Origin of the sequence: Paractinoplanes atraurantiacus (genome assembly GCF_900215205.1) — a bacterium.
Taxonomy (GTDB): Bacteria; Actinomycetota; Actinomycetes; order Mycobacteriales; family Micromonosporaceae; genus Actinoplanes; species Actinoplanes atraurantiacus.
Window position 1 is genome coordinate 109,968 of record NZ_OBDY01000034.1, and the last position, 14,985, is coordinate 124,952.

Sequence of the window (14,985 nt, forward strand, 5' to 3'; positions counted from 1 at the left end):
GGGCGGCGCTGTGGTGCGGTGCGGGTGTCAGCCGTTGGTGACCTCGGCCGTGCCCGTCCAGGTGCCGGTGTTGCCGGCCTTGTCGGTCACGGTCAGCGTGATCGTGTACTCGCCGCGGAGCTTGCCGGTGCTCCAGGAGATCGTCCACGGGCTCCTGGTCGAGGTGACCGTGGTGATCGTCTTGCCGGTGCTGTCGGTGACGACCGCCTTGACCTGCTTGACCCCGACGTTGTCGGCGATCTCCGGGGTGAGCTTCGCGGTGCCGCTCAGCGGGCCGGCCAGGGTGAGGTCGGCCGTCGGCGCCTCGTTGTCGACCGTGTAGGTGCGGGTCAGGGTCGCGACGTTGCCCAGCTTGTCGGTGGCCCGCAGCTCGAGCTCCTGGCTCGCCGCCAGCGAGGTGGTGTCGACGGCGATGGCGTACGGGGCGGTGGTGTCCTCGCCGACGACCTCGCCGTCGGCCAGCAGCTCGACCTTGGCCACCCCGGCCGGGTCGGTGACGGCCGTGGTCACGGTGGCGGTGCCGCGCAGCAGCGTCGTGGCGGCCGGGGCCGACCAGGTGATCCGCGGGCCGGCCGTGTCGACCGTGACCTTGCGGGTGGTGGAGGCGACGTTGCCGGCGGCGTCGGTGGTGCGCACCACGAGGGTGTACGACCCGGCGGCGGCCGGCGTCCACTCGATCGACCACGGGGCCGACTCGACGGTCTCGGTGACCCGGTTGTTGACCAGCAGCTCCATCTTCGCGGTGTCGTCGGACGGCGCGCTCAGCTCCACCGTGACCGGGCCGGCGATCATGGCCGGTACGGTGGCCGCCGCGGACGGCGCCGCGTTGTCGACGTTGGCCGTGAAGGTGCCGGTGGTGCTGTTGCCGGTGGTGTCGGTGGCGGTCACCGCGATCTCGTACTCGCCGCTGAGCTTGCCGGTGTTCCAGGCCAGCGTCCAGGGCGCCTTGGTGGCGCTCAGCGTGGTGACGGCCTTGCCGGTGCTGTCGGTGATGACCGCCTTGACCAGCTTGACGGCCACGTTGTCGGCGACGTCCGGGGTGAGCTTGACGCTGCCGCGCAGGGCGTCCGGCAGCGTCAGGTCGACGGTCGGCGCCTCGTTGTCGACGGTGACGGTGCGGGCGATGTCGGTGATGTTGCCGAGCTTGTCGACGGCCCGCAGGGTCAGCGCCTGGCTGGCGTTCAGCGTGGTCGTGTCGACCGTCACGGCGTACGGCGACGTCAGGTCCTCGGCGATGAGCTCGTCGTCGGCGAGCAGCTCGACGGTCGCGACCCCGCTGCTGTCGGTGGCGGTCGCGGTGATGGTGGTGGTGCCGCGCAGGGCGGCGGTGGCGACCGGGGCGGTCCACTTCAGGGCCGGGCCGGTGTTGTCGAACGAGATCGAGCGGGCGGCCGAGGTGGCCACGTTGCCGGCGCTGTCGGTGACGCGCACCTTGACGGCCTTGGTGCCGTTGAGGCCGGTGGTGTCCCAGTCGATCGACCAGGGCGACTCCTCGGTCGAGGCGACGGCCTTGTCGGCGACCAGCACCTCCATCTTGATGGTGTCGTCGGACGGGTCGTTGAGGGCGACCGGGATCGTGCCGGCGGCCGGGGTGGTGATGCTGAACGAGGTCGACGGCGCGGCCGAGGCGCCGGTGACCAGCTTCTGCAGGGTGCCCTCGGCGTCGACGCGGCCCTTGGCGACCCAGGAGCCGACCGGGTCGGCCTGGCTCTCGAGCGCGGCCCGGATCTGGGCGGCGGTGGCGGCCGGCTTGGCCGCGCGGGCCAGCGCGGCGACGCCGGCGACGACCGGTCCGGCCGAGCTGGTGCCCACGAACCAGCCGTAGGCGAAGGTCGGGCCCTGCGCGTAGTTGGCGCCGGGCGCGGTCAGGTCGACCCAGGGGTCGTCCGCGCTGTTGTAGTTGGACCAGCTGTAGCGGCCGTCGGCCGCGTCGGAGCCGGCCACGGCGATCGCCTCGGTGTAGGCGGCCGGGTAGAAGCGGCTCGTCACGCCGTCGTTGCCGGCCGAGGCGACCACGACGACGTTGTGGTCGGTGGCGTACTTGACCGCGTCCGCCAGCACCTGGGTCTCGGTGTCCGAGCCCAGCGAGAGGTTGATGACGGCGGCGCCGTGGTCGACCGCGTAGACGATGCCCTGGGCGACGACGTCGGAGGAGCCCGTGCCGTCCGAGCCCATCACCTTCACCGGCAGGATCTTGCAGTCCCAGCAGACACCGGCCAGGCCGGCCCCGTTGTCGCCCTTGGCCGCGATGACCGAGGCCGACCGGGTGCCGTGGCCGTTGTCGTCGGACGGGTCGGCGTCGTTGTTGACGAAGTCGTATCCGGCCAGCACCCGGCCGCTGAGTTCGTTGGTGGTGGTGACGCCGGTGTCGACGACCGCCACCACGACGCCGCCGCCGGTCGTGCGCGCCCACGCGGCCGGTGCCTTGATCTTGCCGAGGCCCCACTGCTGCGCGTAGTACGTGTCGTTCGGCGCGGCCGTGCTGACGATCGACGTCTGCACCTTCGGCTCGACGTAGGTGACGTTCGGGTCGGCCCGCAGCGCGGCGATCGCGTCGGCGCTGTCGCCGGCCGGGACGGTGACGGTGACCGCGTCCAGCGACGGGCGCGCGGTGCTGCTCAGCACGCTGACGTCCGGGTCGGCGTCCAGCGCGCTCACGGTGGAGGCCGCGGCGCTGTCGCTGCGCAGTCCGACTACCAGCGAGGACGGGGTCGGGCCGGCGGGCGCGGCGAGAGCCGGCGCGGCGGTGACGGCGGTCAGCGAGGCGGTCGCGAGGGCCGCGGCGGCTGCAGTCTTCATTCGGTAGGCCACGGGGTGGTGAATCGGTCGTCCCGCGCCCGCACTCCACCGGAAAAAGGCGGACCTCACCTCGGCCGAACGGATGATCGGGGCCGGGAGGCCGCTGGCAGATTTAGGACACCACGGCGGAAACGGCGATCATCTGCGGCATCCTCCGGTGTGCAGATCTTTCAGGAGGGGACGACCGTGGCGATCCTTACCGATGCACCGAAGATCCAGGGCAACATCCTGCTGCCCTTCGGCGGCCGGTACCAGGCCTTTGTGACCCTGTCCTTCCGCAGCGACCGGTCCGCGGCCCGCGCCTGGCTGCGCGAGGCCGCCGCGCGGGTGGCGAGCACCGACGACGTCGAGCGGGCGCTGGACGGCGACGACCAGGGCCAGGGGCGGGCCCGCCGCGGCCGGCGCCTCAAGCAGACGGCCGTGCTGCTCAACGTCGGGCTGACCGCCACCGGCCTGACCCTGCTGCACCAGGAGGTGGCGTCCGACCTGGCGCCGTTCGACGCGTTCTGGCGCGGGCCGCTCGGCACCCGCCTCGACGCCGACGGGCGGCTCACGACGGCGCCGGCCCTGCTCGGCGACACCGGCGACAGCGATCCCGCGAACTGGGTCGTCGGCAAGCCCGCCGGCGCTCCGGTCGACGCCCTGCTCACGCTGGCCGCCGACGACGCCGGGACGATCCGCGACGCGCTGCGCGACGAGCGCCGGCTGGCCGAGGACGCCGGCCTCGCCGTCCTGTGGTCCGAGCAGGGCGAGGTGCGCCGCAACGAGGGCAACCGGCGGGTGGAGCACTTCGGGTTCGCCGACGGCATCTCGCAGCCCGGCGTGCGCGGCTTCAGCGACCCCGAGCAGAGCGGCACGGTCATCGCGCCCGGCGAGTTCGTCCTGGGCTATCCGGGTGAGCGCCGCCCGCAGAACTGGGCGCCGCGGCCGACGCCGGCCTCCTGGATGCGCGGCGGCTCCTTCCAGGTGTTCCGCCGGATGAACCAGGACGCGGCCGGCTGGTGGCGCCGGATGGGCGGCAGCGGCGCCGAGGCCGACTCGGCCGCGGCCAAGGCGCTGGGCCGGTCTCTCGACGGCGCCTCGCTCGAGCCGGGCGCCACACCCGAGAACCAGAACAAATTTACGTACGGCGATGACGAGTCGGGCCGGCACACCCCGCTCTACGCGCACATCCGCAAGATGAACCCGCGCGAGGACGACGTGTTCCGCGACCGCGGGCACAAGATGCTGCGCCGGGGCATCACGTTCGGCCCGGCGTTCGACCGGGAGCGGCCCGACGACCGGGAGCGCGGCATCCTCTTCAACGCCTACGTGGCCAGCATCGAGGACCAGTTCGAGTTCCTCCTGCGCCACTGGGCGAACGAGCCCAGATTCCCGACCAGCGCCCTCAACGCGTACGGCCGGAGCCTCGCCGACAAGGACCGGATCGACGGCCTCGACCCCGTCGTGGGTCTCAGCGAGAAGCAGGCTCGCGAGCGCCTGCCGCAGGACGTCGTCGACCGCATTCCGCGCCAGGCGTTCGGTGGGTTCGTGACGACGACCGGTTGTGTGTACGCCTTCGCGCCCACCCTGCCCGCGCTCAGGCAGCTCGCGGGGGAGGCGCCGATCGGGTGATCAGGCCCGCTCGGCCTGGCGCAGCAACGTCTCGAGGTCGGCGCCCTCGTCGGCCGCGATCCAGTCCGGCAGCTCGGGCAGGATCGGGCCGGGCGGCAGCAGGGTGCCGGTGAGCCGGCGGTACGCCTCGCGGTAGTCGACGCTGGGCGCCCGCCGGTACAGCGTGCGGTAGATCTCGGCGGCCGTGTCGCGGGCTTCGACGTCCTCGGGATCGGCCTGCCAGACCGCGTCCAGCACGGCGGCCCGCTCGTGCGGCTCGGTCCAGTCGGCGGCCGCCTCGCGCAGCGTCTCGGCCGCGCGGGCGGCGTCGATCTCACCGGCGGCGGCCCGCAGGCGCACCGACATGATGAAGGCGCTCACCAGCGTGTCCTGCTCGCCGTGCTCCTGGGCCACCCGCAGCGCCTCGCTGTTGAGCCGCTCGGCCACCGCCGGGCGGTCCTCGGCCAGGTGCAGGCGGGCCAGCCGGTGCAGCCAGTCGCAGAGGAAGTACGGCGCGTCCAGCTCGCGGGCCATCTCGATGGCCCGTTCCAGCAGCCGCTGCGCCTCGCCCGGGCGGCCCTCGGCGGCGGCGATCGAGCCCAGTCCGGCGACCTGGTCGGCCACGCTGGAGGCGTCGCGCAACTCGACCGCCACCCGCAGCGAGCGCATCGCGCACCGGCGGGCCCGGGCGTAGTCGCCCTCCTCGCGGTAGATCTCGCCCACGTTCCCGACGATGACGTTGGCCTCGTGCCGCGCCCCGATCTCGCGGGCCACCTCCATCGCCTGCCGGTAGGACGCGATGGCCTGGGCGTGGTCGCGGGCGCGCAGCGACGCCCAGCCGAGGTTGCCGGCCGTGTGCAGAATGCGGTGCCGGTCGCCGGCCAGATCGGCCTGGGTGAGCGAGCGGCGCAGGTGATCGAGCGCCTCCTCGAGGCGGCCGCTGTTGAGGTGGACGAGGCCGACGTGGCCGAGCGCGGCGCTCATCGCCGAGAGGTCCGCCCGCCGGGTGGCCAGCGCGAGGTGGCGCTCGGCCATGGCCAGCGCCTCCGGATAGGCGCCCTGGCGGTAGAGGGCGAAGGTCATCCGGTCCATCGTGCGGGACAGGCCGGCCTCGTCGCCGAGCTTCTCGAAGCCGGTGATCGCCCGTTCCAGCCAGGTCACCGACTCGGCGTACGAGTGGGTGTACATCAGCAGGTCGCCGAGCTGGCGCTGGCCCGCCGCGACGATGTCGGCCCGGCCGGTGGCCCCGGCGACCAGCATCGCCCGCCGGTAGTGGTCCTCGGCCTCGGCCCACTCGCCGGTGTGCTGGTGCACGGCGCCGATCTCGATGTGCAGCTCGGCCTGCTCGGCCCGGGGCAGCAGCGGCAGCAGGCGGCCGTAGTAATACGTGGCCGCCTCGTTGGCGAAGATGGCCTTGGCCCGGTCGCCGGCCGCCCGGTACCAGAACCGTTGCTTGTCGACGCGGCCGGTGCGCGCGTAGTGGTGCGCCAGCACGTCCACGTACTGGGGGAGACGGTCGGGGAAGGCCGACTCGATGAACAGGCCAACCCGCTCGTGCAGGGTGGCCCGGGTGTCGTACGTGATGCTCTGGTAGGCCGTCTCCTGGGTGATCGGGTGCTTGAACTCGTACTCCGGCTCGGGTTCGGGCTCGACCTGCGGGGTCAGGTCGAGGTGGTGCAGCCGCCGCAGGCTGTTGGTGACCTGGCGCCGGGTGCCGGCCGCCGGGTAGACCGAGTGGATCCACGGTGGACGGAACCGCCGCCCGATCACGCTGGCCACCTTGATGGCCGCTTTCTCGGCGTCGGTGAGCTGGTCGATGCGGGCCATCACGAGCCGTTGCAGGCTGCCCGGCGGGTGCAGCTCGGCCAGCGCGCCCGGATCGCCCGGGTCGACGTCGTTGAGGTGCAGGTAGCTGACCAGCTCCTCGATGTAGAAGGCGTTGCCGCCGGTCTGCTCGCGCAGGCTGCGGACCAGGCCGGGCGCGATGAGCGTGCCCGGCCCGTAGCGCTCCCGCAGCCGCAGCACGGTGAGCCGGTCGGCGTCGTCGTCGGTCATCGAGGCCAGGTGCAGGTCCAGCACCTGCTCGCGCCCGGCCAGCCGGCCCGGCAGCGGCTCGCGCGAGGTGGCCAGGATCAGCACCGGCACGTCGGCGATGTGCCGCGAGATGAGGTCGAGCAGCGTCAGCGAGGCCGGGTCGATCCAGTGACAGTCCTCCAGCAACAGGATCAGCGGCTCGGCCGTGGCCCGGTCGAACAGGCAGGCCAGCAGCGTCGAGCGCAGCAGATGGTCGCGGCCGGCCGCGTCGAGCTGGGCGGTCAGCTCGGTGTCGTCCATCGGCAGGTTGATGACCGCGGCCAGCAGCGGTGCCCGCTGCCCGCTGCCGTCGTAGCGGGCGCTGCGCTCGGTGAGCAGCCGGCGTTGCTCGTCGATCGGCAGTTCCGGGGCGACCTCGAGCAGCTCGCGCCAGATCGAGCGCCAGACCAGATAGCTGGCGCTGGTGCCGTGCGAGCGGCAGCTGTCGCCGTAGCCGGTGAAGCCGAGCTCGCCGGTGAGCCGGCACGTCTCGGCGGCCAGCCGGGACTTGCCGATGCCGGCCTCGCCGTGCAGCCACACCACCCGGCCCTGGCCGCCGTGCACGTCGCGGACCACACGGTCGAGCAGGGCCAGCTCCCGCGTCCGGCCGACCACCGGGCCGGGGCCGGGCGACGGCAGCGGGGCCGGCGCCTCGTACACCTCGACGACGGTCCAGGCCGGCACCGGCTCGGCCTTGCCCTTGGCGGTCACGAACCGGGGGCCGTCGGCGATGAGGATGTCGCGGGTCCGCTCGTACGTGGCCTGGTCGATCAGCAGACGGCGGGCCGGCGCCGCCTGCATGAGGCGGGCGGCCAGGTTGACCGCGTCGCCCACCACCGCGTACTCCCGGCGCACGTCGGAGCCGACCTCGCCGCAGTAGACCGGCCCGGTGCTCACCCCGCCCCGGTACGGGCCGCCGGGCAGCGCCAGCAGCTCCAGACAGCAGCGCAGCGCGCGTTCCTCGTCGTCCTCGTGGCTGACCGGGGTGCCGAAGACGGCGACCAGCACGGTGCCCTTGTCGTCGGCCATCAGGTGGCGCAGGTGCCCGCCGTACTGGTCGATGACGGCGACCCCGGCCGCCAGGTAGTCCTGCAGCGCCTGGACCGTGCCGGGGTCGTCGGCCGACAGGTCGGGCAGCCGGACGAAGGCCGTGGTGACCTTGCGATGCTCGTTGACCAGCTCGTGGCGGCCCGAGCGCAGCCGCTGCCGGATCGCCGGGTGCAGGAAGGGCTTCAGCAGCCGCTCGAGCTCGGCGCCGGCCAGCATCGGCCGGGATGCGCTGTCGTCGGCGGGGCGGTCGACGGCCCGCCCGGCCGCCCGGCGCAGCGCCTCGTCGGCGACGATCTCGCCTTGGCCGGCCCGGTGCAGCGCGTCGATCGCGGAGTCGAGCGCGGGACCGGCGATCAGGTGCTGGAGCCGGATCGCGGGATCGCCGACCAGCATCACCTGCAGCGGCCCGCCGGCCAGTCCGATGCGGATGGTCAGCGAGCGCGGGCCGTCCGGGGTGCCCACGGGCGCCACCGAGGCGGTGGCGGCGCGGATCAGCTCGGCGCACTCGATGGCCCGGCGGGCGACCTCGGCGGCGTCGCCGGGCGTGTGCAGGAAGGCGCCGACGAGGGCGTCGCCGGCGAAGTCGACCACGCTGCCGCCGGAGCGGGCGATGGTGTCGGCGGTCAGCTCGAACCAGCGGTTGATGATGCGGGTGAGCTGCTCGGTGCCGTAGGCGCCGGAACCGGCGAAACTCTCCGTCATCGCGGTGAAGCCGACGACATCGGCGAACAGGACGACCGCCTGGGCACGCTGGGTGACTGGCGGATTGCTGACACTCTCGGTCGCCACGTGGAGCCGGAGGGCGTAGTCGGGCAGGTAGGAACGCCAGGTCGCGGCCAGTTCGCTCACGATCTGTGACGTGGGGGTAACCGGGGGCTCCTCGGTCACGCCTTGTGCCGCCACCCTTCGGATCCTACTGTCGGGTTCGCTCGGCTCGTTCTTGGAGTGTTCGTGCCGTCAACCTCGCCAATTTCGTCTATTTCGACATTTTCGTCAATGTCCTTTTCGTCACCGTCGATCTTGAGGGGATACGGTCATGGGTCAGCCGCTCAGCGACGTCGCCTTCGAACTCCGCGGCGCGTGCGTCCACTCTCTGCGCTTCGTCTTCGCCGCTCCGCTCGACTATCCGTACGCCCCACCGATCGCGGAAAGCAATCCACCGTCCGCTCTGTACCGTCGCGTGATGGCCGCCTCACCGCCGCCCAAGCGCGAGGGAGCGCCCTGGCACACGGGTCTGAGCCTGGACGGCAAGCCCTTCCAGCCCGACGCCTTCTCCGACCGGCTGGCCGAGGTGGTCCCCGACGAGGGCGTGCCCTCGCTCGACGTGCCCGAGCCCGAGACCGTCGTGCTCGACGAGATGATCACTGTTTCCCGCACGCCCGGCACCATGGGCTTCCCGGGCCGCGACCACGGCAGATACGTGCTGTCCACCCGCTACTGGAGCCCGCAGGTCGACGCCACCGAGGTCACCAAGGACGTCGACTACTACGGCGAGTTCCGGCTGAACTGGAGCCGGCCCCCGGCCGGCCCGTGGGTCGCGGTCAGCCTCGACGGCTTCTGGCCGGCCGAGCGCGACAGCGCCGACGTGGTCATCCCGCTCGGCGCGTGCGACTCGTCCTGCAAGGATTGACGTCCGTCTAATCGACGTGATCCGATCGGGGCATGTGGCGCCGATTCGCCGTCCCCGCTGTCCTCGCCCTCCTTCCCCTGATGCTGATCCAGGCCCCCGCGCGGGCCGCGCTGCCCACCGCCGCCGTCGCCCTCGGCGACAGCTTCATCAGCGGTGAGGGCGCCGGAAACTACCAGCCCGTCGGCGACGCCTCCGGGCAGGCACAAGCCTTCCCGGGGTGGTCGGCGGCCAACAGCAACGCCTACTTCTGTCATCGCTCGGCCAACGCCTCACTGCTCAAGGCGAGCCTGCCGGGCATACAGGACCGCTTCAACCTGGCCTGTTCCGGCGGGCAGCCGGCCGACATCGCGGCCGCGTCGAGCGCCCGCGAGAAGGGCCGCACGGTCGCCTCCCAGCTCGACCAGCTGCGGGCGGTGGGCCGCACCCACGACATCGACCTGGTGCTGATCGGGCTCGGGTCGAACAACTCGTCGTTCACCTTCGGCGACGTGGCGGTCAAGTGCGCCAACCGGTTCGTCGCCGACGCGTGGACCGGGTGGTGGGAGTTCTGGGCCTACCTGGGCGGGCCGGTGCCCCAGGAGCCGTGCGCGCCGGGCGACCTGGCCACGCCGGCCCAGCTGTCGGCGGCCCAGGCCGAGACGGTCACGGCGGTCCGGGCCATTCTGCGGACACTCGACGAGATCGACGCCGACGGCGTCCACCGCGTGGTCTTCCAGGACTACACGAACCCGCTGCCGACCGAGCTCGAGAGCAGCCTGCACGAAGAGGACGGACGGGCCGACGACCGGGACAAGTTCCGGGCGCTGGGCGCGGAGCGCTACCGGGCGGGCTGCCCGATCCACCGGGCCAGCCTCGGCCCGGGCCACACGTTCTCGGCCGGGCTGGGCACGCTGGTGTCCGGGGTGCACGGCGCGGTCAGCACGGAGTTCCCGGGCGCCGACCTGGTCTACCTGAACGTGCAGTCGGCCTTCGACGGGGCCCGGTTGTGCGAGCGGACCGGCAGCCCCGGCAACGCGCTGGCGACGCCGATCCGGCTCCAGGACGGCCCGACCGGCGTCTTCCTGACCGACCTGGCCGGGCTGGACAAGCTCGACATCCAGCGGATAGCCAACGCCTGCGTCACGTACTTTCAGACCTGCCAGGAGTCCTGGCACCCGAACGCCGCCGGCCACGCCGTCCTGGCCCAGTGCCTGTCGGGCGCCGCCGCCACGGCGTCCCGGTCGGTCCGCTGCACCCGCTCCACCAGCGGGACGATCAGCGTGAGCTGACCACCGGCTCGCCGTCGAGGGCGGCCACCAGGTCGTCGTCGGCGGCGAGCGCCGGATCCAGCAGGCCGAGAAACTCGCGGGCGGTGGTGGCCGCCGCGAAACGAGCCGCGCCGGCGTCGTCGACCGGCGCTCCGGCGCCGTGCAGGTGCCGGCGCCAGGCGGCCACGATGCCGATCGCGCCGACGGGCAGGGTGCCGTTCTCGCGGGCGTGCCGCAGCACGGGCAGCACGCGGATCGGGATCTTCTGGGAGCCGTCCATGGCGATCTGCGCCAGCAGGTGACGGATGCGGGCGTTCTCCCAGCGCTCAGCCAGCGCCGCCCGGTAGTCGCGGATCTCGCCGGCGGGCAGCGGCAGCGCGGCGGCCGCCTCGTCCCACCAGGTCTCCAGCAGGGCGCGGCACTCCGGGTCGTCCACCGCCTCGGCCACCGTGGTCAGCCCGCGGGCGCTCCCGACGTACGCCAGCAATGAATGACCGCCGTTGAGCAGCCACAGCTTGCGCTGTTCGTGGGGGAGGACGTCGGCGACGAAGCGTGCCCCCACGGTGTCCCAGGCAGGCCGGCCGGCCGGGAAATCACCCTGCAGCACCCATTCGTGATAGGGCTCGGTGACGACCTCCGGCGGCGTCGACGCCGGCGTGATGCGATCGACCATCGTGGACACGAAGGAGACGTTCTCCGTGATCCAGCCGGCCAGGGCGGGATCGGCCCGGCGAGCCGCCTCGGTGACCACCCGGCGGGTGACGGCGCCGTTGTCGGGCAGGTTGTCGCAGGGAACGATCGCGATCGGGCCGCTCCCGCTGTCGCGCCGGGCTTTCAGACCCGCCACGAGACGACCGGGCACGTCCTCACCGGCGTACGCCTTCTCGGTGACCGTCAGCGTGACGACGGCGGTCTCCCGCTGCGCGAGCAGCCTCTCCCACGCGGCCCGGTCGGTGCCCGGATGCGTCTCCCGGATCGCGTCCGGCCAGGAGATCTCGTCGGACTCCGGGCCGCGCGTGACGAGCTTGTAGCGGGGATCCGGCGCCTGCGCGGACCGGCCGGTGAAGGCGGCGATGCCCCACCCGTCCTTCGCCTCGGCCGTGTACCAGGCCTGGTGGGCGCGGAAGAAGTTGCCGAGTCCGAGGTGGACGATCACAGCTTGAAGACCTTCCGGGGCTGGTCGGAGACGAGGGCGGTGAGCGTCTCGAGGGCCTCGTCCTCGTCGAGGCGGTGTGTGCACACCAGATCGGCCAGATAGCCGGCGTCGAGGCGGCGGGACATGTCGTGCCGGGCCGGGATCGAGCAGAGCGCGCGGGTGTCGTCGATGAAGCCGGAGAGGCGGCTGAACCCGGCGATCTCGGTGACCGACTCCTGGAAGCGCCGGATCGCCGACGGGTTGTCCAGGAACCACCAGGGAACGCCCGCGTAGACCGACGGGTAGAAACCGGCCAGCGGGGCGATCTCACGGCTGTAGACGGTGGCGTCGACGGTGAACAGCACCAGGTGGAAGCCGGGGTCGGTGCCGTGCCGGGCCAGCAGGGGCTGCAAAGCGCGGGTGAACTCGACGGTGGTCGGGATGTCGTGGCCGGTGTCGGGGCCGTACCGCTCGAAGCTCCCCGGGTGGTGGTTGCGGAAGATGCCCGGGTGCAGGGTCATCACGAGGCCGTCCTCGGACGACATCCGGGCCATCTCCAGCATCATGTGCCGCCGGAACGCGGCGCCCTCCTCGGCCGAGATGTCGCCGGTCAGCGCCTTCTTGTAGAGGCGGTCGGGGTTGTCGACGGGCTCGGCCCGGGCGTCGGCGTGGCTGTGGTCGGCCGAGACCGCGCCGTTGGCCCGGAAATAGCGGCGCCGGCTCTCCAAGGCGGCCAGATAGCCCTGGTAGTGGGAGACGTCGGTGTCGGCGGCGGCGCCGAGGCGTTCCACCTTCTCGGCCCAGCCGGGGCGGGCCGGCTCCAGATAGGCGTCCGGCCGGAACGTGGGAGCGATGCGGGTCTTCACGATCCGGGCCAGCTCGCGGTGCGGGGCGAGGTCGTCGGCCGGATCGTCGGTGGTGGCCAGGAACTCGATGCCGAAGCCGTCGAGCAGCTCCCGCGGCCGTTTGGCGGCGCCGGCGATCCGGTCGTACAGGTCGTCCGCGTTCGCGGCCGAGGGGCGCTCGGTGATGCCGTAGATGTCGGCGAACTCGGTCTCGAGCCAGTAGCGCACCGGCGTCCCGCGCAGGAGGGCCCAGTTCTCGCAAAGCAGCCGCCAGGCGTCCCGCGAGTTCGCGCCGGCCGGCGAGCCCACGCCCAGCCGGTCCAGCGTGACGCCGCCGGCGTGCAGCAGGCGGGTCACGTAGTGGTCCGGGGTGATGAACAGGGCCGTGGGGTCGGTGAACGGCTCGTCGGCCAGCAGCATCCCCGGGTCCACGTGGCCGTGGGGTGAGATGATCGGCAGGTTGCGGACCGCCTCGTAGAGCCGCCGCGCCACGGGCCGCACCGCCGGATCCGCCGGGAGCAGCCGGTCCTCTCGCATCGCCATGGGGTCGAGGTTTCCTTCGTGGGAGCGGGCACCGCAAGCGGTTGCCATGTGTTGCCCGGTTCGCTTGCCAGGCTCCGCAGCGCGGGCGCAGGGTGGAGCCATGATCGAGCTCCTCGGCGGCCCGGACGCGACCCTGGACGACGCGGCCGTACGCGACTACGTCCTGCGCACCCTGGCCGCGGAAGACCTGGACGGCCGCAGCGTCTGCGTGATCGTGCCCGACGGCACCAGGAGCTGCCCGCTGCCGATGCTGCTCTCCGCCGTGCATGAAGCCCTGCACGGGCGCGCCACGCACGTGACGGTGCTGGTCGCGCTCGGCACCCACGCGCCGATGACCGAGGACCAGCTGGCTTCGCATCTCGGTGGCCCGTACGAGGGCTTCGACGTCCGTAACCACGAGTGGTGGCAGCCGTCGGCGCTCACGTCGATCGGGGTCATCCCGGCGGCCCGGGTCGAGGAGCTGTCCGAGGGCCGGATGAGCCAGGACGTCGACGTGGTGCTGAACCGGGCCGTGGTCGAGCACGACGTGTGCCTGGTGATCGGGCCGGTCTTCCCGCACGAGGTGGTCGGCTTCTCCGGCGGCAACAAATACTTCTTCCCGGGCGTGGCCGGGCAGGAGATCATCGACTTCTCGCACTGGCTGGGCGCGCTCATCACCAGCGCCTCCATCATCGGCACGCGCGGGGTGACGCCGGTGCGGGCCCTCATCAACCAGGCCGCGGAGCTGATACCGAGCCGCCGGCTGGCGCTGTGCCTGGTGGTGCAGTCCGGGACGGGCGCCCTGCACGCGGCGGCGCTCGGCTCACCCGAACAGGCGTGGGCCGCGGCGGCGGAGGTGTCCGCCCAGACCCACGTACGCTATCTTGACGCCCCTGTCTCGAAGGTCTTGTCGATCATTCCCACGAAATACGACGACATGTGGACGGGCGCGAAGGGCTTCTACAAGGTGGAGCCGGTCGTGGCCGACGGCGGCCAGGTGATCCTGTACGCCCCGCACATCACCCGGATCGCGGCCATGCACCCCGAGATCGAGAAGATCGGCTACCACTGCCGCGACTACTTCCTGAAGCAGTGGGACCGGTTCAAGGGCTACCACTGGGGCGTGCTGGCCCACTCGACCCACCTGCGCGGAGCGGGCACGTACGACCCGGTGGCGGGCGAACGGCTGCGCGTGACGGTCACGCTGGCGACCGGGATTCCCGAGGACGTCGTACGGGCCGCGAACCTGGACTATCTCGACCCGTCCTCGGTGCGCCTCGACGATCCGGAGGCGTTCGTCGTGCCCCAGGCCGGCGAGGTGCTGTTCCGCCTGCGCTGAGCCGTCGACCGGCGGACGACCAGCCGCGAGGGCAGCACCATCGGCTCCGTCGTGTGCGGCACGGCGCCGTTCGCGATGGCCAGCACGTTGGTGACGGCCGTTCGCCCCATCGCCCGCAGCGGCGCGGCCACGGTGGTCAGCGCGGGCGTCACCAGATCGGCCGCCTCGATGTTGTCGAAGCCGACCACGCTCACGTCGCCCGGCACGCGCGCGCCCAAGGCGGTGAGCCGCCGGATCAGCCCGATCGCCATCGCGTCGTTGTAGGCGAGAACGGCCCCGGAGGGCTGCCGCGCGAAGTCGGCGGCCGCCTCGGCACCGCCTTTCACGGTCGGGGCGTACGGGCCCAGGCGCCGGCTGCCCGGGGCCAGCTCCCGCAGCGAACGCCAGCGCGTCCCGTCCGCCCACGACGCCTCGGGCCCGGCCAGGTAGGTGATGTCCCGGTGCCCCTTCTCGGCCAGGTGAGCGACGGCTTGACGTACACCATCGGGGTTGTCGGAGATGACGCTGGGAACATCGGCGACCGCCCGGTTGAGCACCACCACCGGCCGCTGCTTGGCCAGCGCGCGGATCGCCGAGTCCGACATGCGCGAGGTGGCCAGCACCAGCCCGTCGACGGCCGTGAGCGCCCGCTCCAGCGCCTCCCGCTCCCGCACGCCCGACTCGCGGGCGTCGGTCAGCAGAAGCGTGTAGCCGGCCTCGGCGGCCGCGTCCTGAGCCCCAAGGATGATCTCGGTGTAGAACGGGTTCCCGAT

General features: G+C 72.6%; 9 protein-coding genes. 4 read left to right on the forward strand and 5 right to left on the reverse strand.

Annotation, left to right across the window (positions count from 1 at the left end; translation table 11 throughout):
- Nucleotides 1-27 precede the first annotated feature (27 nt).
- The gene (locus tag CRP55_RS44635; RefSeq protein ID WP_097328158.1) at nucleotides 28-2,799 is read right to left on the reverse strand and encodes a S8 family serine peptidase; all 2,772 of its coding nucleotides are present in this window, start codon (nucleotides 2,797-2,799) and stop codon (nucleotides 28-30) included.
- 159 nt (nucleotides 2,800-2,958) lie between these two features.
- Between CRP55_RS44635 and CRP55_RS44640 the strand changes: the two genes are divergently transcribed.
- Nucleotides 2,959-4,413 (forward strand): Dyp-type peroxidase, encoded by a 1,455-nt coding sequence (locus tag CRP55_RS44640; protein WP_097328159.1) that lies wholly within the window; start codon nucleotides 2,959-2,961, stop codon nucleotides 4,411-4,413.
- Here the strand turns inward: CRP55_RS44640 and CRP55_RS44645 are convergent, their stop codons facing one another.
- Complete coding sequence (locus CRP55_RS44645) at nucleotides 4,414-8,418, reverse strand: tetratricopeptide repeat protein (RefSeq protein WP_143235376.1); 4,005 nt, start codon at nucleotides 8,416-8,418, stop codon at nucleotides 4,414-4,416.
- 133 nt (nucleotides 8,419-8,551) lie between these two features.
- Between CRP55_RS44645 and CRP55_RS44650 the strand changes: the two genes are divergently transcribed.
- Both CRP55_RS44650 and CRP55_RS44655 read left to right on the forward strand, forming a co-directional pair.
- Complete coding sequence (locus CRP55_RS44650) at nucleotides 8,552-9,145, forward strand: hypothetical protein (protein WP_097328161.1); 594 nt, start codon at nucleotides 8,552-8,554, stop codon at nucleotides 9,143-9,145.
- Between the two features lie 80 nt (nucleotides 9,146-9,225).
- Nucleotides 9,226-10,413 carry an SGNH/GDSL hydrolase family protein gene (locus tag CRP55_RS44655; protein WP_438865852.1) on the forward strand — a complete coding sequence of 396 codons (1,188 nt, stop codon included), beginning with the start codon at nucleotides 9,226-9,228 and terminating at the stop codon, nucleotides 10,411-10,413.
- Here the strand turns inward: CRP55_RS44655 and CRP55_RS44660 are convergent.
- Nucleotides 10,400-11,548 (reverse strand): mannitol dehydrogenase family protein, encoded by a 1,149-nt coding sequence (locus CRP55_RS44660; RefSeq protein WP_097328163.1) that lies wholly within the window; start codon nucleotides 11,546-11,548, stop codon nucleotides 10,400-10,402. The genes CRP55_RS44655 and CRP55_RS44660 overlap by 14 nt on opposite strands.
- Nucleotides 11,545-12,915: a glucuronate isomerase gene (uxaC, locus tag CRP55_RS44665; protein ID WP_097328164.1), complete on the reverse strand. Its 1,371-nt coding sequence runs from the start codon at nucleotides 12,913-12,915 to the stop codon at nucleotides 11,545-11,547. Before uxaC ends, CRP55_RS44660 begins: the two co-directional genes overlap by 4 nt.
- Nucleotides 12,916-13,015: 100 nt before the next feature.
- Here uxaC and CRP55_RS44670 point away from each other — a divergent pair, with 100 nt between their 5' ends.
- Nucleotides 13,016-14,233, forward strand: coding sequence for a lactate racemase domain-containing protein (locus CRP55_RS44670; protein ID WP_097328165.1), 1,218 nt, complete (start codon nucleotides 13,016-13,018; stop codon nucleotides 14,231-14,233).
- On the opposite strand, the gene CRP55_RS44675 is transcribed toward CRP55_RS44670, so the two are convergent.
- A partial coding sequence (locus CRP55_RS44675) for a LacI family DNA-binding transcriptional regulator (protein WP_097328166.1) occupies nucleotides 14,146-14,985 on the reverse strand: 840 nt, incomplete at its 5' end. The genes CRP55_RS44670 and CRP55_RS44675 overlap by 88 nt on opposite strands.

Excerpts from the sequence above, each read along its gene's own strand:
- CRP55_RS44635 (WP_097328158.1), bottom strand. The coding sequence starts at position 2,799 with ATGAAGACTGCAGCCGCCGCGGCCCTCGCGACCGCCTCGCTGACCGCC.
- CRP55_RS44650 (WP_097328161.1), top strand. The coding sequence starts at position 8,552 with ATGGGTCAGCCGCTCAGCGACGTCGCCTTCGAACTCCGCGGCGCGTGC.
- CRP55_RS44655 (WP_438865852.1), top strand. The coding sequence starts at position 9,226 with ATGCTGATCCAGGCCCCCGCGCGGGCCGCGCTGCCCACCGCCGCCGTC.
- uxaC (WP_097328164.1), bottom strand. The coding sequence starts at position 12,915 with ATGGCGATGCGAGAGGACCGGCTGCTCCCGGCGGATCCGGCGGTGCGG.
- CRP55_RS44670 (WP_097328165.1), top strand. The coding sequence starts at position 13,016 with ATGATCGAGCTCCTCGGCGGCCCGGACGCGACCCTGGACGACGCGGCC.